Genomic DNA, 14,153 nt, shown 5'->3' with positions numbered 1-14,153 from the left:
TTACACCTCTTTAAAGACGACAGCTTGCTTATCTTTTGCAGTAATTTTTCCGATAATATAACTCGATTCATTTAGTTCACTTAAAATGGTTCGAACATCATCGATTTTTTCTGGTGAAATCGCTAAAACCATCCCGATACCCATATTGAAAATCTCATACATCTCCATTGCTGAAATCTGCCCATATTTTTCTATTGTTGTAAAAATCGGTAGCCTTGGCCAGCTACCAAGATGTATTTCTGCTGCTAACTTTTCTGGAAGCATTCTAGGAATATTTTCCACAAATCCACCACCTGTAATATGCGCAATCCCGTTCACTAATTCCTGTTTTATTAGTGGTAGCAATGCCTTTACATAGATTTTAGTTGGCGTTAAAAGTTCCTCACCTAATTGTTTTTCATTTAGCTCAGAAATGACAGTTTCTCCTGTAAGTTGATGTGTTTCAAAGAAGATCTTACGCACAAGGGAATAACCATTTGAATGAATCCCGCTAGACGGCAAGCCAAGAAGAACGTCTCCTTCTCTACTATTCTCTCCAGTAACTAATTGACTTTTTTCAGCAACCCCTACAGCAAATCCTGCTAAATCATAATCATTTTCGCCATACATACCAGGCATTTCAGCAGTTTCACCGCCAATAAGTGCCACACCTGCTTGAAGACAACCATCAGCTACACCAGAAACGACTTGTTCTAAGCGCACTGGTCTATTTTTCCCTGTGGCGATATAATCTAGAAAATAAAGTGGCTCTGCACCTTGAGCAACAATATCATTCACACACATTGCAACACAATCGATCCCAATCGTATCATGTTTATTTTCCTGAATCGCAATCATTAATTTTGTTCCCACGCCATCTGTTCCCGAAATCAAGATAGGTTCCTTCACTTCCACCTTACTTAAATCAAAACAACCGCCAAAACCACCAAGCGCTCCCATTACACCGATGCGTTCGGTTCTTTTAACGTGCTTTTTGATTCTTTCCACCACTTCATAACCGGCTTCCACATCAACGCCTGCTTTTGCATAGGCATTTACCATTAGGGTTCCTCCTTGTTTTTAATGAATTATTATTTGTTTCATACTTTAAGTTCGCTTAGTTAAAGATGATTTTCTCTTTCAACGACACTTGATACTGCTCTTCATAATCATATAAAGGCGTTGGATAATCACCATTGAAATATGCCATACAAAGTCCCGAATATGGTGCATCATAATTCAATCCAATTGAATCGATCAATCCTTGCTCACTTAAAAAACATAATGAGTCCGCAGCAATTAGATTCTTGATTTCTAAAACAGAGTGATTTGCAGCAATCAACTCTTTTCTTGTTTGAATATCTATTCCGTAAAAACAAGGAAACCTTAGCGGTGGAGAAGCAATCCGTACATGTACTTCTTTAGCACCAGCATCTTTCAGCAACTTCACGATCCGACGACTTGTCGTTCCCCTAACAATCGAGTCATCTACCATGATTACTCGTTTGCCCTCAACCACACCTCGAACAGCTGAAAGTTTCATTCTAACGCCTTGTTCTCTTAATTCTTGTGTAGGTTGAATAAATGTTCGAGCGATATATTGATTTTTTACTAAGCCCATTTCATAAGGAATACCGCTCTCTTCAGCATAACCGCTAGCCGCTGAAAGGGAAGAGTTAGGAACACCGACGACCATATCTGCCTCAATTGGTGCTTCTTGTGCCAAACGTTTACCCATATTTTTACGAGCTGTGTGCACGTTTACTCCGGCTATATTTGAATCCGGACGGGCAAAATAAATATATTCCATTGAACAAATCGAAAATTGTGTATTTTCAGTATAACTTTCAATTGTATAACCAGTATCATTAATAATGATCATTTCTCCTGGACCCACATCACGAACAAAAACAGCTCCAATCACTTCTAGTGCACATGTTTCACTGGCAATTACATAGGCTCCATTTTTCATTTGACCAATAGATAATGGGCGAAACGCATTAGGATCAAGTGCTGCGATCATTGACGTTTCAGTCATTAAAAGATAGGCGAAGCCTCCTTTGACCGTCCGTAAACTTTCTTTTAGTTGATCAATAAATGTTGGTTGCTTACTGCGACGAATCAAATGCATCAAAATTTCAGTGTCAGAATTAGAGTGAAAAATTGCGCCATCTTGTTCTAATTCTTTTCGCAAACTTTTAGCATTCGTTAAATTACCATTATGAGCCAAACCACACGCGCCATCATAAAACTTGAATAAAAACGGTTGAATATTATCTACACTTCCGTTACCAGCAGTAGCATATCGAACATGTCCAATTGCAGCATCTCCATTTAATGACGTTAGAGAACGATCATCATTAAACACTTCAGAAAGCAATCCTAATCCTCTATGTCCATTTAAATTTCCGTCTTTATTAGAAACAATCCCAGCACCTTCTTGCCCACGATGTTGTAAACTATGCAAACCAAAGTAGGTTACTCGAGCAGCATCCGGATGTCCCCAAATACCAAAAATACCACACTCTTCGTTTAAACTTTTCACTTCATAAGACATGGAATAGCTTCCTCCCACAACGCTTTGGCTGTTTCCGTCTGTACCTCGATTTTTTGATTTTCTGTCTGAATACTGATTGTTCTATTATCTGTTACTTTCCCAATCCATTGTGCTTTACCGTTCATTAACTCTTCAAACTTCTCTTTATTTTCAGGCTTTATCGATAAAACAAATCTTGACTGTGTTTCCGAAAAAAGCAACGAAACCGGCATCGGCAACTCTACTTCTATACCAAGCTCTTTTTCAAATACAGATTCAGCTAACGCCACACCTAACCCACCTTCTGAACAATCATGTGCACTTTGAATCACACCTGACTTAATTGCCGTTAACACTAATTGCTGTATCTCTTTTTCAACAGCTAAGTCAAAGTTCATTAATTTCCCTTCTATCAGTCCAAGGGTCATTTTTTGGAGCTCACTTCCATTAAAATCAGCTTTTGTTTCTCCTAAAACATAAATCAAATCGTCAACATCCTTAAATTCTTGTGTTGTAATATCAGATAAGTTCTCTATTAAGCCCACCATTCCGATTACTGGAGTAGGATAAACAGCCTGCCCATCTGTTTCATTATATAAAGAAACATTCCCTGAAATGACAGGTGTTTCTAAGATTTCACAAGCCTTAGCAATCCCATCTGCCGAGGTCCAAAGCTCCCAGAATCCTTCAGGTTTATCAGGTGAGCCATAATTCAGGCAATCTGTAATTGCCAATGGTTTGCCTCCACTAGCTACAATATTTCTTGCAGCTTCTGCCACTGCGATTTGTCCTCCAATTTCTGGGTTTAAATACAGATAACGCCCATTACAATCTGTGGTCATTGCTAATGCTTTTTGCGTTCCTCGAACACGCAAAACTGCCGCATCACTTCCTGGTAAAACTACGGTATTTGTTCGAACTTGGGAATCATACGTTTCATAAATCATCTTTTTAGAAGCGATCGTTGGCTGTTGCAGTAGCTTTAACAGTGTTTTTGTGCCATCGGTTATATTAGGTTTGAAATCAGCTAATGCTTCAAATGTTTTGATCCTTGCTGGTTCTTTACATTCCTTATGGTAGACTGGCGCATCTTCTGCTAATGCATCTACAGGTAAATTCGCTACTTCTACACCTTTATGATTCAAACGATATAGTCCATCGTCCGTTACTTTTCCAATCGTCACGGCGTCTAATTCATATTTTTGAAACAGGTCAATAACTTCAGCTTCGTGTCCTTTTTCGACACAAATCAACATTCGCTCTTGCGACTCAGACAACATCATTTCATAAGGTGTCATTCCCGACTCTCTTTGAGGTACATCATCTAAATATAAGGTTAAACCAGAGCCTGCTTTAGAAGCCATTTCTGCGCTTGAAGAGACTAAACCGGCCGCACCCATATCTTGTATTCCCACTAAAATATTTGCGTGTTCAAGAATCAATTCAAGACAAGCTTCAAGTAATAATTTTTCCATAAAAGGGTCGCCTACTTGAACAGCTGAACGTTGCTGCTCTTCTCCTTCTACGAACTCTTCAGAAGCAAATGTTGCACCATGAATGCCGTCACGTCCTGTTTTTGCTCCGACATACATAATAGCGTTCCCTACACCCTTAGCTTGTCCTTTTTGAATATTTTTATGGTCAATCAACCCAACACACATCGCATTTACTAGCGGATTCCCTTCGTAACATGGATCAAAAGCCACTTCACCACCAACTGTTGGAATACCAATACAATTCCCATAACCTGATATCCCAGCTACAACTTCTTCCAAAAGATACTTTGTTCGTTCGTTCGTCAACTCACCAAATCGCAATGAATCCAGAATTGCGATTGGTCTAGCCCCCATACTAAAAATATCCCGAATAATTCCACCAACACCAGTCGCCGCTCCTTCATACGGCTCAACAGCAGATGGATGATTGTGACTTTCCGCTTTAAAAACAACTGCTTGACCATCACCGATATCCACGATTCCTGCGCCTTCTCCAGGACCTTGTAAGACTTGAGGTCCGTGTGTTGGAAATTTGCTTAGTACTGGCTTTGAATTTTTATAAGAACAGTGTTCACTCCACATCACAGAAAATAGTCCTGTTTCTGTATAATTTGGCATACGATGCAGGATATCTTCTTCAATCATGCGATATTCTTCATCCGTTAAGCCCCATTCAGAATACATTCGCAAATTTTTAATTTCCTGAGGTGTAGGCTCTTTCACTTTCATCATCCATTTGCCCTAACCTTTCCATAATTTTTAATGATAGATTTGAAAAAAATCAACCCATCATTAGAACCAAGTAAACTTTCAACTGCACGTTCTGGATGAGGCATCATTCCTAAAACATTGCCTTTTTCGTTGATGATTCCCGCGATATTTTCCAAACTACCATTGGGATTTTCATCAGCATAAGTAAAAACAATTTGCTGATTTGCCTTCAACTGTTTCAAAGTGACCTCATCACAATAATATTTCCCTTCCCCATGGGCTACTGGTAGCTGAATAATTTCGTTTTTTTGATATTCTGAGGTGAATTTGGTCTGATTATTTGATACATTTAAACGAACTGTTTTGCAAACGAAATGAAGGGAATCATTTCGAAGTAAAGCACCAGGTAAAAGGCCTACTTCTGTTAATATTTGAAAACCATTACACGTGCCAAATACAGGTTTCCCCTCATCAGCAAAACGAATTACTTCTTGAATCACTTTTGAAAAACGAGCAATTGCACCACATCTAAGATAATCTCCATATGAAAATCCCCCTGGAATTAATACCCCGTCAAATCCAACTAAACTATCTGCATCATGTCTTACGTATTCAGCTTCTTCACCTAAAATATCTTTGACTGCCCAGAGTAGATCCATATCACAATTTGATCCTGGAAAAACAATCACTGCAAATTTCATCTTAGACTTCCTCTCTAATCTCATATCGATAGGTTTCCATGTTCACGTTGGCAAGCAATTTATCACAGATTTCTTCGATTACAATTTCAATTGGTCTGTTTGTTTTTCTAACTTTTATTTCAAAATACTTTCCAATACGAATCTCTTCAATTTCCCTAACTCCTAGACGATGAACGGCTCCTTTAACTGCTTCCCCTTGAGGATCTAAGACAGAATCTTTATAGGTAACATACACTTTTACATCATACATATAAAACAACTCTCCTTTATTTTTAATGGGGTACTTGCTTTAAGCGGTCTAAAACTTCTTTATAAACTGGAATAAGCTCTCCCAAATTTCTGCGATAAACATCTTTATCTAAATGATCATTTGTCTTTTCATCCCATAGACGGCAAGTATCTGGCGTAATTTCATCTGCTAATAATATTGTTCCGTCATTGTTTTTACCAAACTCAATTTTAAAGTCAATCAGGCGGATGCTAACTTTCTTAAATAACTCAATCAACACTTGATTGACCTTATAGGCTTCCTCTTTTATCGTGTCTATTTCTTTCTCAGTTGCAATTTTTAAAATTTTAACATGGTCATCATTGATGATTGGATCGTCAAGGTTATCATCTTTGTAGTAAAATTCTAAAACAGGAAATTCGAGCAATTGTCCTTCTGGGATAGCTAGGCGTTTGGCAAAACTGCCAGCAGAAACATTTCTAACGACAACTTCAAGTGGAATCATCTTCAGCGCCTCTACCAATTGTTCGTTTTTCGATATTTTTTTAATAAAATGATTTTTCACCCCATTTTGCTTAAAATGCTCAAAAATTAGTGATGTGATTTGATTATTTAAGACTGCTTTCCCTTGTACAATATCTTTACGAATACCGTTTAATGCAGTTGCTTGATCTAAATATATTACTCTTAATATCTTCGGATCATCTGTCGTGTATAATTTTTTAGCTTTTCCCTCATATAATAGTGTATTATCTCTCACTAGTCATGACACTCCTTTTCCGTACATTATAAACACTTATCACCATATTAGTTCGTCTATTCATTTTCAGTTTAACAAGGTCATTACAAACCGTCAACTATTTATTAACAATAATAGCGAAACAACTAAACAATGTTCGTTTTTAATGTTTTTTAAATTATAAATATTAAGAATTCCTGTAAGCATTTACAACTATTAAGAAAAGTGGTATGCTGATCGAAACTAGATTTATAGAATATTCACGCTTAAACTTTTTACTACCAGTGATGTTTTTTTAGGAGGGAACACAGGAATGACTAGCGATTACGATAGTTTGGCGCAGGATTTTTTGACAGGATTGATACCTGAAGAAAGAACAAAATTGTATAATGATTTACTAGCATTGGAAGAAGTTCACAAATTAAATCAACATAGTTCTTACTACACATTTAAAAACTTAAAACGAGCTGTTCATCGTCATTCAGAAAGACGTAAACGGACGTTTCGTTATATGAATAGTTTTAATAACGAATTAATTATACATCAAATTCATGAGCAGCATTTTTTCAAAAATAAATATTGTATGCACGTTTACTTTAATTCACAAGAATGTACTTACCTATTTATTGACTGCTTGCTCTCTGTTTTAAAAGCACCAACCTCTAGACCGATGCGTAACTTCCAAGAAATTTCAATTTGAAAACTAAACAAGCTATATTATAACGAAGAGAATAGCTTGAAACCGGGATGTTGAAGAACAAAATGCTTATATTTTAAATGCTCATTTTGTCTTTCTGAAAAAATGAGTACTGTTACTAATGAAACCGAATGGATCATGATTCCAGAAGAAACAAGCATTTCTGAACCATCAATAATTGAACAAACGTATTTCATTGATCATTATTTTAACAGCTATGTCGAAATATTTTAAACAAAAAAATAGTAGTGAACTCACAAGAAATCGCGAGTTTACTACTATTTTTTTAACTCAGGCTAAGCCCACACGTTCAAAAATAATATCAACATTTTTCAAATGATAATTATAATCAAACGCATCGTCTAATTCTTCTGTCGATAAAATCGAGGTGATTTTTTCATCAGCCTCAAGTAATGGTCTGAACGCTGTTTGATGATCCCAAGCAAAAGCTGTTTTCGGCTGTATCAAATCGTACGCAGCTTCTCTGGTCATACCATGGTCGATCAACTTTAACAAGACACGTTGACTATAAATCAAGCCGTAAGTTGCATCCATATTTCGCTTCATATTTTCAGGAAATACCGTTAAATTTTTTACGATATTAGCAAAACGATTCAGCATATAATCAAGTAAAATAGTTGTGTCTGGAATAATAATTCGTTCCGCTGATGAATGTGAAATGTCACGCTCATGCCACAATGTGACATTTTCGTAGGCTGTCACCATATGACCACGTATCACACGAGCAAGCCCCGTCATATTTTCAGAACCAATTGGATTACGTTTATGCGGCATCGCAGACGAACCTTTTTGACCCTTTGAAAAGAATTCTTCTACTTCTCTAGTTTCTGACTTTTGCAAGCCACGAATTTCTGTCGCAAATTTCTCAATACTAGTTGCAATCAAAGCCATTGCTGATAAGTATTCTGCGTGTAAATCACGAGGCAACACTTGGGTAGAAATTTCTTGTGCTCGAATCCCTAAATGCTCACAAACATATTCTTCAACAAAAGGTGAGATATTCGCAAATGTTCCCACAGCTCCACTGATTTTCCCAGCTTCTACACCTTTCGCCGCATGCTCAAAACGTTCAACATTACGTTTCATTTCAGAATACCATAATGCCAATTTCAACCCAAACGTTGTTGGTTCAGCATGTACACCATGGGTACGCCCCATCATTACTGTATGTTGATGTTCTTTCGCTTTTCCACCAATGATTGCAGTAAACTTCTTTAGATCTTCTCGTAAAATATCATTTGCTTGTTTCAGTAAGTAGCCATAGGCTGTATCAACAACATCTGTGCTAGTCAAACCATAATGAACCCATTTACGCTCTTCACCTAACGTTTCTGATACAGCACGAGTAAACGCAACTACGTCGTGTCTTGTTTCTGCTTCGATTTCTAATATCCGCGCTACATCAAACGACGCATTTTCGCGAATTTTTTGTACATCTTCTTTCGGGATATCACCTAATTCAGCCCATGCTTCGTCTGCTAAGATCTCAACTTCTAACCAAGCGTTGTAGCGGTTTTCATCTGTCCAAATAGCGCCCATTTCAGGTCGTGTATAACGATCGATCATTCGATTATTTGCTCCTTTTTAATCCCAAATATTGGTTTGATAGATTTCTTCTAATGTTTCAAAAATATCTTCTGTTAAAACAGTAATATGGCCCATTTTTCTGCCTTTTTTCGCTTCAGCTTTCCCGTAGTAATGAAAGTGCCAATCTGGTTTTTCAGAAATTAAATCCATTGTCTCATACACTTCATTCCCTATAATATTGACCATTACCGCTTCGGATAAAAGTTCAATATCCGGCAAAGGCCAACCACAAATACCGCGAATATGAGCATCAAATTGACTTGTGGAACACGCTTCAATCGAATAATGTCCTGAATTGTGCGGTCTTGGTGCTAGTTCATTGACATAAATACCACCATCGCTTGTCAGAAACATCTCCACAGCCAAAGTGCCAGCCAAATCAACCGCTTCTGCAATGACACGGGCAATGCGCTGTGCCTCTTCGACCACGTCATCATTCACCCTCGCTGGTGCAATTGTTTCATGCAAAATATTATTTCGATGAATATTTTCAACTACTGGGAAGACCTTAATATCACCCGATCCATTTCCACTCACTAATACCGAAATCTCTTTCTCATACGGGATCCAGGCTTCTAATACGCACGTTCCTTCTCTAAGAATATTCATTGAAGGTGCTAAATCAGAGGTACTATATAGAACAAATTGCCCTTTTCCGTCATATCCGCCACGTGTGGTCTTTAAAACACACGGATAACCAATACCATCGATAGCGTCTTGAATATCTGTCGGACTAACAATTGTCGCAAACGGAGCAATGACTATATTATTTGCTTCTAAGAAAGATTTTTCTAGCAAACGATCTTGAGTAATAGCTAAAAGATCTGTTCCCTGAGGAATATTTACAAAATCTTGAACCTGCACCAATGCTCCAACATCTACATTTTCAAACTCATAGGTTAAAACTTGAGAACGCTTAGCAAGTTCTTCTAACGCTTCTATATCATCGTAATCAGCTAATAAATGCCAATCAGCAACTTGGGCAGCTGGACAATCGACAGTCGGATCCAAAACACCCACACGAAAACCCATCTCCCGTGCACTCAAGGCCATCATCCTGCCTAATTGTCCGCCACCGATAATACCGATCATTTGTCCCGGTAATAAAGGTTTATTCAAGTTCATCACTACTTTCCATCACAGTTTCTTCAAGAAATTTACGCTTAGCGTCTAATTTCCCTGCTAACTCTACATCATACATGGAAAGCATCTGAACTGCAAGTAGTCCGGCGTTCTTGGCACCTGATTCTCCAATTGCGGTCGTCGCAACCGGAACGCCTCCAGGCATTTGAACGATGGACAACAGCGAGTCTAGGCCATTCATTGCTTTCGATTGAATTGGAACACCAATCACCGGTAACGTTGTTTTAGCCGCAATCATTCCCGGTAAATGTGCTGCACCTCCAGCACCTGCAATAATAACTTTAATCCCACGATCACGCGCTTGTCCAGCAAATTCAAACATATAATCTGGTGTACGATGCGCTGATACTACTTTTTTTTCATAAGAAATGCCAAATTCTTCTAAACTATCACACGCATGCTTCATTGTTGCCCAATCTGATATACTTCCCATAATCACTGAAACCACGATAGCCATAACATTCCCCTTTCTTTATTGTCCATTATATTTTATCAATGGAAATCATAGGTGTCAAAATTAAATCGAATATTATAGTTTTTTTTAATCTTAATGTTCGTATAAAACAAACAAAAAAAGAAAAACCGGGAGAATGTCCGGTTTTTCCGTTTCTACAACTCGGTAGGCTCTTCTTCATCTTTTAAACCATTAATCAATAAATTTAAGATAATCGCAGTTAAACTACTCATAACGATTCCATTACCCGTAAACATTCTCACCGTTTCCGGCATTTGTTGAAATAATGTTGGAAGCATATTAAATCCTAATCCGAAACCAATTGAAATAGCAATGATCAATAAGTTTTTATCATTATTATAATCAACTTTTGATAACATACGCATGCCTTGCACAGCTACCATACCGAACATCACTAACATCCCACCGCCTAAAACAGGTTCTGGAATAATTTGAGCGACCGCACCAACTTTTGGTAACAGACCCAATACAATCAAAAAGAAAGCTGAATAGTAAATTGGTCTTCTTGTTTTAATTCCAGAAAGCTGAACTAAACCAACATTTTGAGAAAAACCAGTATAAGGAAATGTATTGAAAATACCGCCTAAAATGACAGCTAACCCTTCTGCACGATACCCTTTTTTTAGCTCTTCTTCACCGATGTGCTTGCCTGTGATATCACCTAAAGCAAAATAAACACCTGTCGATTCAACCATACTCACGATTGAAATAATAATCATCAACACTATTGAAGAAATATCGAAGGTTGGTGTACCAAAGTAAAAAGGTTGAGGAAAATGGAACCAAGTTGCTTCACCCACTGGCGCTAAGTCCACTTGTCCTAAAATAGCCGCTAAAATAGTGCCGCCAACCAAGCCAACTAACACAGCAATCGACTTTATAAACCCTCTACCCCAAACCTGAATAACAATAATCAAAGCAATTGTTACAAAGGCCAAAAGTAGATTCGTTCCATCACCAAAATTAGCATCTGTTGCCAATCCTCCACCCATTTTTTCAACTGCTACCGGAATCAAGGTCAAACCGATCACAGTAATCACTGTTCCTGTTACTAAAGGTGGAAATAGTTTTTTTATTTTCGAAAAAATACCTGAGACTAGCACAACAAAAATACCTGAGGCAATAATCGAGCCATATATCGCTCCTACACCTTTATCACTACCGATCATGATCAACGGAGCTACCGCTTGAATCGCACAGCCAAGTACTACAGGCAAACCAATACCAAAAAATTTATTGACCGTCAGCTGCAGTAACGTTGCAATTCCGCACATAAAAATATCGATTGAAATCAAATACGTCATTTGCTCTGAATTAAAATTCAAACCAGTTCCTATCAGCAACGGTACAGCTACAGCACCTGCATACATAGCCAATAAATGCTGAAGCCCTAAAACAGCAGCTTTACCATTCTCAGTTTCAGGCTGATTCATCGATCCATTTAGTTCTGTTTTACTTTCCAAGTTTACGCATCCCCCTCAAAAAATTCGACTTCTCCATTTTTCAAGGAAGCAATACGCGCTAACGAAACAACACGCATCCCCATTTCTTCTAATAAATCCCGTCCATCTTGGAAAGACTTTTCAATCACAATCCCAATACCATCAACTTGGGCTCCTGCTTGTTGGCACAATTCAACTAATCCTTTAGCAGCTTGCCCATTGGCTAAAAAGTCATCGATGATCAATACTTTATCTTCACTTGATAAAAATTTTCTTGAAATCGAGATTTGGCTTGTCACTTGCTTAGTAAACGAATAGACAGATGCCGTCAACAACTCCTCATCCATCGTTAAACTTTTCGCTTTACGAGCAAAAATCATCGGTACATCTAATTTTTTTGCAGCAAAAAGAGCGGGTGCAATACCTGATGCTTCTATCGTAACTACTTTAGTAATACCAACCTCTGCGAAAACTTCCGCGAAACGATAGCCGATTGCTTCCATTAAATTAGGGTCCACTTGATGGGTAACAAAGCTATCTACTTTTAAGACGCCTTCCCCCAAAACACGACCATCTTCTTTGATTCGTTGTACTAATTCTTCCATTTCTTCCGACTCCTTCACCAATTTTTCAATGCGTCATTCCTTATAAAACAAAAAAACCTTTTCTGCGTAAGCAAAAAAGGGTCTCAGACACTTTTTCACTTATAGACCAACATTTACGGTGTTGGGTAGAGACGGCCATCCTTATTATGACCATATATAAGCTTCTCGTATTAGTATACAATAGTACAAAACTCTGAAAATTTCAATGAAAAAAAATATTTTTCATTGAAATCTTACAGAGTCTCTTGTCATTTCTATTCATCATTTAACAATCTTTTTCGAGGCAAACTCCCTCCATTTTTTGTTAAATACATGGAAATTTCTAATCTCTAAAACGCTTTTTTCATTTTTTGTCATCTATGCTTCACAAAAAAATTCTAGAATTTAATTATACATCATTCTTTTTTTCCAAATTTCTATACTTATCCATTTTATGGCTAAAGAGTTCCCCATTACTTGGTGGTGTATATGTGATCGCATTCGCTCCAGCTTCAATCGTTTCTGTGATGGATGCATCGGTTGGCCCCCCCGTTGCAATAATCGGTAATTTAGGATATTTATCACGGAAAAATTTAACTGTCTTAGCAGTCTCTTTCCCTGCACTGATATTGATCATTGTTACACCTGCTGCTATTTTCTCATCGATTGGCGTATGGACAGAAGTTACGGTACTAACTACTGGAATATCAACAACTTCACAAACCATCTCTACTGTTTCAACTGGCGTTGGTCCGTTTAGCACTACGCCAATCGAACCTTGTGCTTCTGCGAATAAACTCATATATGCACAACGTTGTCCTTGAGTTAAGCCACCCCCAACTCCTGAAAAAACAGGAATGTCGGCTGCCTCAATAATACTTTTAGTAATTGCTGGATGAGGTGTAAATGGATAAACAGCAATTACCGCATTGGCATCCGTATTTCTAATAATAGCAATATCTGTTGTAAAAATAATTGATTTGATTTTCTTTCCAAAAATTCGAATTCCACTCGCTTGTGCAATAACTTTCGGCACTTGCACAATATCCTGTTTTAATGGCGTAACAATTTCCGGCACCCACTTTTCATCCATTCAACCCACTCCTTTTGCTTTGTTGATTAATGATCGTATTGATTAAGATCATAACTTTCAATTACATGTATCACTTTATCTGCATATGTAGGATCTGTTGCATAACCTGCATCTTGTAAAGCCTGTGCAGCTTGCTTATAATTTTTTGCCAAAAGGACATGTTCGTACAAACGTGGATTCCACGTTACACCATTAACAAATAAACGTGTGTGATCATCCATCGATTCTTCCCATGTGTTATATACTCTAAAGTCTCCTTGAATAACGATCCACTCTTCATTGATATATTCACGAGTTTCTAGGTTGACCTTTTTTTGCTCTCCATATGCTTTGATCCCAAATAAATTATTATATTTCGAGGCCAGAGTACTCTGTCCCCAATTTGATTCCAAAATCCCCTGACCTATGATAATACTAGGTAAAACACCATAAGAAGCTTGTAGTTCTTTAGCGTGAGGACTTATTCTATCAATAAACTGTTCTTTTGATACTTGCTCTTTTTGTTGAGCAGATTCTTCTACTGTTTTTGAACTATCTGACAATACATTTATTGAAAAGATAAATGCCACACCGACAATTAACAAACCCGCAAAAAGCGCTGGTAAATTTGTTTTTCTCATTTTTTTCTTCTTATACCTTGGACTATTCATACATTCCCTACTTTATCTTGTATTCGCTCTTACACTAGCTTTAGCCAGCTTTGAGCAATAGCTGATTGAT

General features: G+C 37.6%; 14 protein-coding genes and 1 riboswitch. Of the genes, 1 reads left to right on the top strand and 13 read right to left on the bottom strand.

Annotated features, from left to right (window positions below; genetic code table 11):
• From purM to purC, 6 genes are read right to left on the bottom strand one after another with little or no spacing between them, the layout of a single operon-like run.
• A complete protein-coding gene (gene purM / locus IGJ02_RS07070; protein ID WP_430603839.1) occupies positions 1-1,041 on the bottom strand; it encodes a phosphoribosylformylglycinamidine cyclo-ligase in 1,041 nt (346 codons plus the stop codon).
• Positions 1,042-1,096: 55 nt separating this feature from the next.
• Positions 1,097-2,536 (bottom strand): amidophosphoribosyltransferase, encoded by a 1,440-nt coding sequence (gene purF / locus IGJ02_RS07065; protein WP_010761129.1) that lies wholly within the window; start codon positions 2,534-2,536, stop codon positions 1,097-1,099.
• A complete protein-coding gene (gene purL, locus IGJ02_RS07060) occupies positions 2,521-4,743 on the bottom strand; it encodes a phosphoribosylformylglycinamidine synthase subunit PurL (RefSeq protein WP_430603837.1) in 2,223 nt (740 codons plus the stop codon). Before purL ends, purF begins: the two co-directional genes overlap by 16 nt.
• A complete protein-coding gene (gene purQ, locus IGJ02_RS07055) occupies positions 4,740-5,423 on the bottom strand; it encodes a phosphoribosylformylglycinamidine synthase subunit PurQ (protein WP_430603836.1) in 684 nt (227 codons plus the stop codon). Before purQ ends, purL begins: the two co-directional genes overlap by 4 nt.
• 1 nt (position 5,424) lies before the next feature.
• Positions 5,425-5,673 (bottom strand): phosphoribosylformylglycinamidine synthase subunit PurS, encoded by a 249-nt coding sequence (purS, locus tag IGJ02_RS07050; protein WP_010761126.1) that lies wholly within the window; start codon positions 5,671-5,673, stop codon positions 5,425-5,427.
• A 22-nt stretch (positions 5,674-5,695) separates the two neighbouring features.
• Entirely contained in the window at positions 5,696-6,412 is a 717-nt protein-coding gene (purC, locus tag IGJ02_RS07045) for a phosphoribosylaminoimidazolesuccinocarboxamide synthase (protein WP_430603834.1), read from the bottom strand.
• A 292-nt stretch (positions 6,413-6,704) separates the two neighbouring features.
• Here purC and IGJ02_RS07040 point away from each other — a divergent pair, with 292 nt between their 5' ends.
• A complete protein-coding gene (locus IGJ02_RS07040; protein ID WP_430603832.1) occupies positions 6,705-7,091 on the top strand; it encodes a hypothetical protein in 387 nt (128 codons plus the stop codon).
• 288 nt (positions 7,092-7,379) lie between these two features.
• On the opposite strand, the gene purB is transcribed toward IGJ02_RS07040, so the two are convergent.
• The 7 genes from purB to IGJ02_RS07005 all read right to left on the bottom strand — a co-directional run bounded on the left by purB (position 7,380) and on the right by IGJ02_RS07005 (position 14,083).
• Positions 7,380-8,675, bottom strand: a complete 1,296-nt coding sequence (gene purB / locus IGJ02_RS07035; protein WP_430603830.1) for an adenylosuccinate lyase — start codon at positions 8,673-8,675, stop codon at positions 7,380-7,382.
• Between the two features lie 18 nt (positions 8,676-8,693).
• Positions 8,694-9,824 carry a 5-(carboxyamino)imidazole ribonucleotide synthase gene (gene purK / locus IGJ02_RS07030; protein ID WP_034682811.1) on the bottom strand — a complete coding sequence of 377 codons (1,131 nt, stop codon included), beginning with the start codon at positions 9,822-9,824 and terminating at the stop codon, positions 8,694-8,696.
• Positions 9,808-10,296 (bottom strand): 5-(carboxyamino)imidazole ribonucleotide mutase, encoded by a 489-nt coding sequence (purE, locus tag IGJ02_RS07025; protein ID WP_430603828.1) that lies wholly within the window; start codon positions 10,294-10,296, stop codon positions 9,808-9,810. Before purE ends, purK begins: the two co-directional genes overlap by 17 nt.
• 152 nt (positions 10,297-10,448) lie before the next feature.
• A complete protein-coding gene (locus IGJ02_RS07020; protein WP_034683220.1) occupies positions 10,449-11,747 on the bottom strand; it encodes a nucleobase:cation symporter-2 family protein in 1,299 nt (432 codons plus the stop codon).
• Between the two features lie 32 nt (positions 11,748-11,779).
• The gene (locus IGJ02_RS07015) at positions 11,780-12,361 is read right to left on the bottom strand and encodes a xanthine phosphoribosyltransferase (RefSeq protein WP_010761119.1); all 582 of its coding nucleotides are present in this window, start codon (positions 12,359-12,361) and stop codon (positions 11,780-11,782) included.
• A gap of 82 nt (positions 12,362-12,443) precedes the next feature.
• Positions 12,444-12,541, bottom strand: a riboswitch (purine riboswitch).
• Positions 12,542-12,749: 208 nt separating this feature from the next.
• On the bottom strand, positions 12,750-13,433 hold the full coding sequence (locus tag IGJ02_RS07010) for a hypothetical protein (RefSeq protein ID WP_010761118.1): 684 nt from the start codon (positions 13,431-13,433) through the stop codon (positions 12,750-12,752).
• A 26-nt stretch (positions 13,434-13,459) separates the two neighbouring features.
• The gene (locus tag IGJ02_RS07005; protein WP_010761117.1) at positions 13,460-14,083 is read right to left on the bottom strand and encodes a glycoside hydrolase family 73 protein; all 624 of its coding nucleotides are present in this window, start codon (positions 14,081-14,083) and stop codon (positions 13,460-13,462) included.
• Positions 14,084-14,153: the final 70 nt, after the last annotated feature.

The sequence above is a fragment of the Enterococcus sp. DIV0724b genome, assembly GCF_050531475.1.
Lineage (GTDB): Bacteria > Bacillota > Bacilli > Lactobacillales > Enterococcaceae > Enterococcus_L > Enterococcus_L haemoperoxidus.
This window is presented reverse-complemented; position numbering and strand designations above follow the sequence as displayed.

Excerpts from the sequence above, each read along its gene's own strand:
- IGJ02_RS07015 (WP_010761119.1), bottom strand. The coding sequence starts at position 12,361 with ATGGAAGAATTAGTACAACGAATCAAAGAAGATGGTCGTGTTTTGGGG.
- purB (WP_430603830.1), bottom strand. The coding sequence starts at position 8,675 with ATGATCGATCGTTATACACGACCTGAAATGGGCGCTATTTGGACAGAT.
- IGJ02_RS07020 (WP_034683220.1), bottom strand. The coding sequence starts at position 11,747 with ATGAATCAGCCTGAAACTGAGAATGGTAAAGCTGCTGTTTTAGGGCTT.
- purF (WP_010761129.1), bottom strand. The coding sequence starts at position 2,536 with ATGTCTTATGAAGTGAAAAGTTTAAACGAAGAGTGTGGTATTTTTGGT.
- purE (WP_430603828.1), bottom strand. The coding sequence starts at position 10,296 with ATGGCTATCGTGGTTTCAGTGATTATGGGAAGTATATCAGATTGGGCA.
- purQ (WP_430603836.1), bottom strand. The coding sequence starts at position 5,423 with ATGAAATTTGCAGTGATTGTTTTTCCAGGATCAAATTGTGATATGGAT.
- IGJ02_RS07040 (WP_430603832.1), top strand. The coding sequence starts at position 6,705 with ATGACTAGCGATTACGATAGTTTGGCGCAGGATTTTTTGACAGGATTG.
- purS (WP_010761126.1), bottom strand. The coding sequence starts at position 5,673 with ATGTATGATGTAAAAGTGTATGTTACCTATAAAGATTCTGTCTTAGAT.
- IGJ02_RS07010 (WP_010761118.1), bottom strand. The coding sequence starts at position 13,433 with ATGGATGAAAAGTGGGTGCCGGAAATTGTTACGCCATTAAAACAGGAT.
- purM (WP_430603839.1), bottom strand. The coding sequence starts at position 1,041 with ATGGTAAATGCCTATGCAAAAGCAGGCGTTGATGTGGAAGCCGGTTAT.
- purL (WP_430603837.1), bottom strand. The coding sequence starts at position 4,743 with ATGATGAAAGTGAAAGAGCCTACACCTCAGGAAATTAAAAATTTGCGA.
- IGJ02_RS07005 (WP_010761117.1), bottom strand. The coding sequence starts at position 14,083 with ATGAATAGTCCAAGGTATAAGAAGAAAAAAATGAGAAAAACAAATTTA.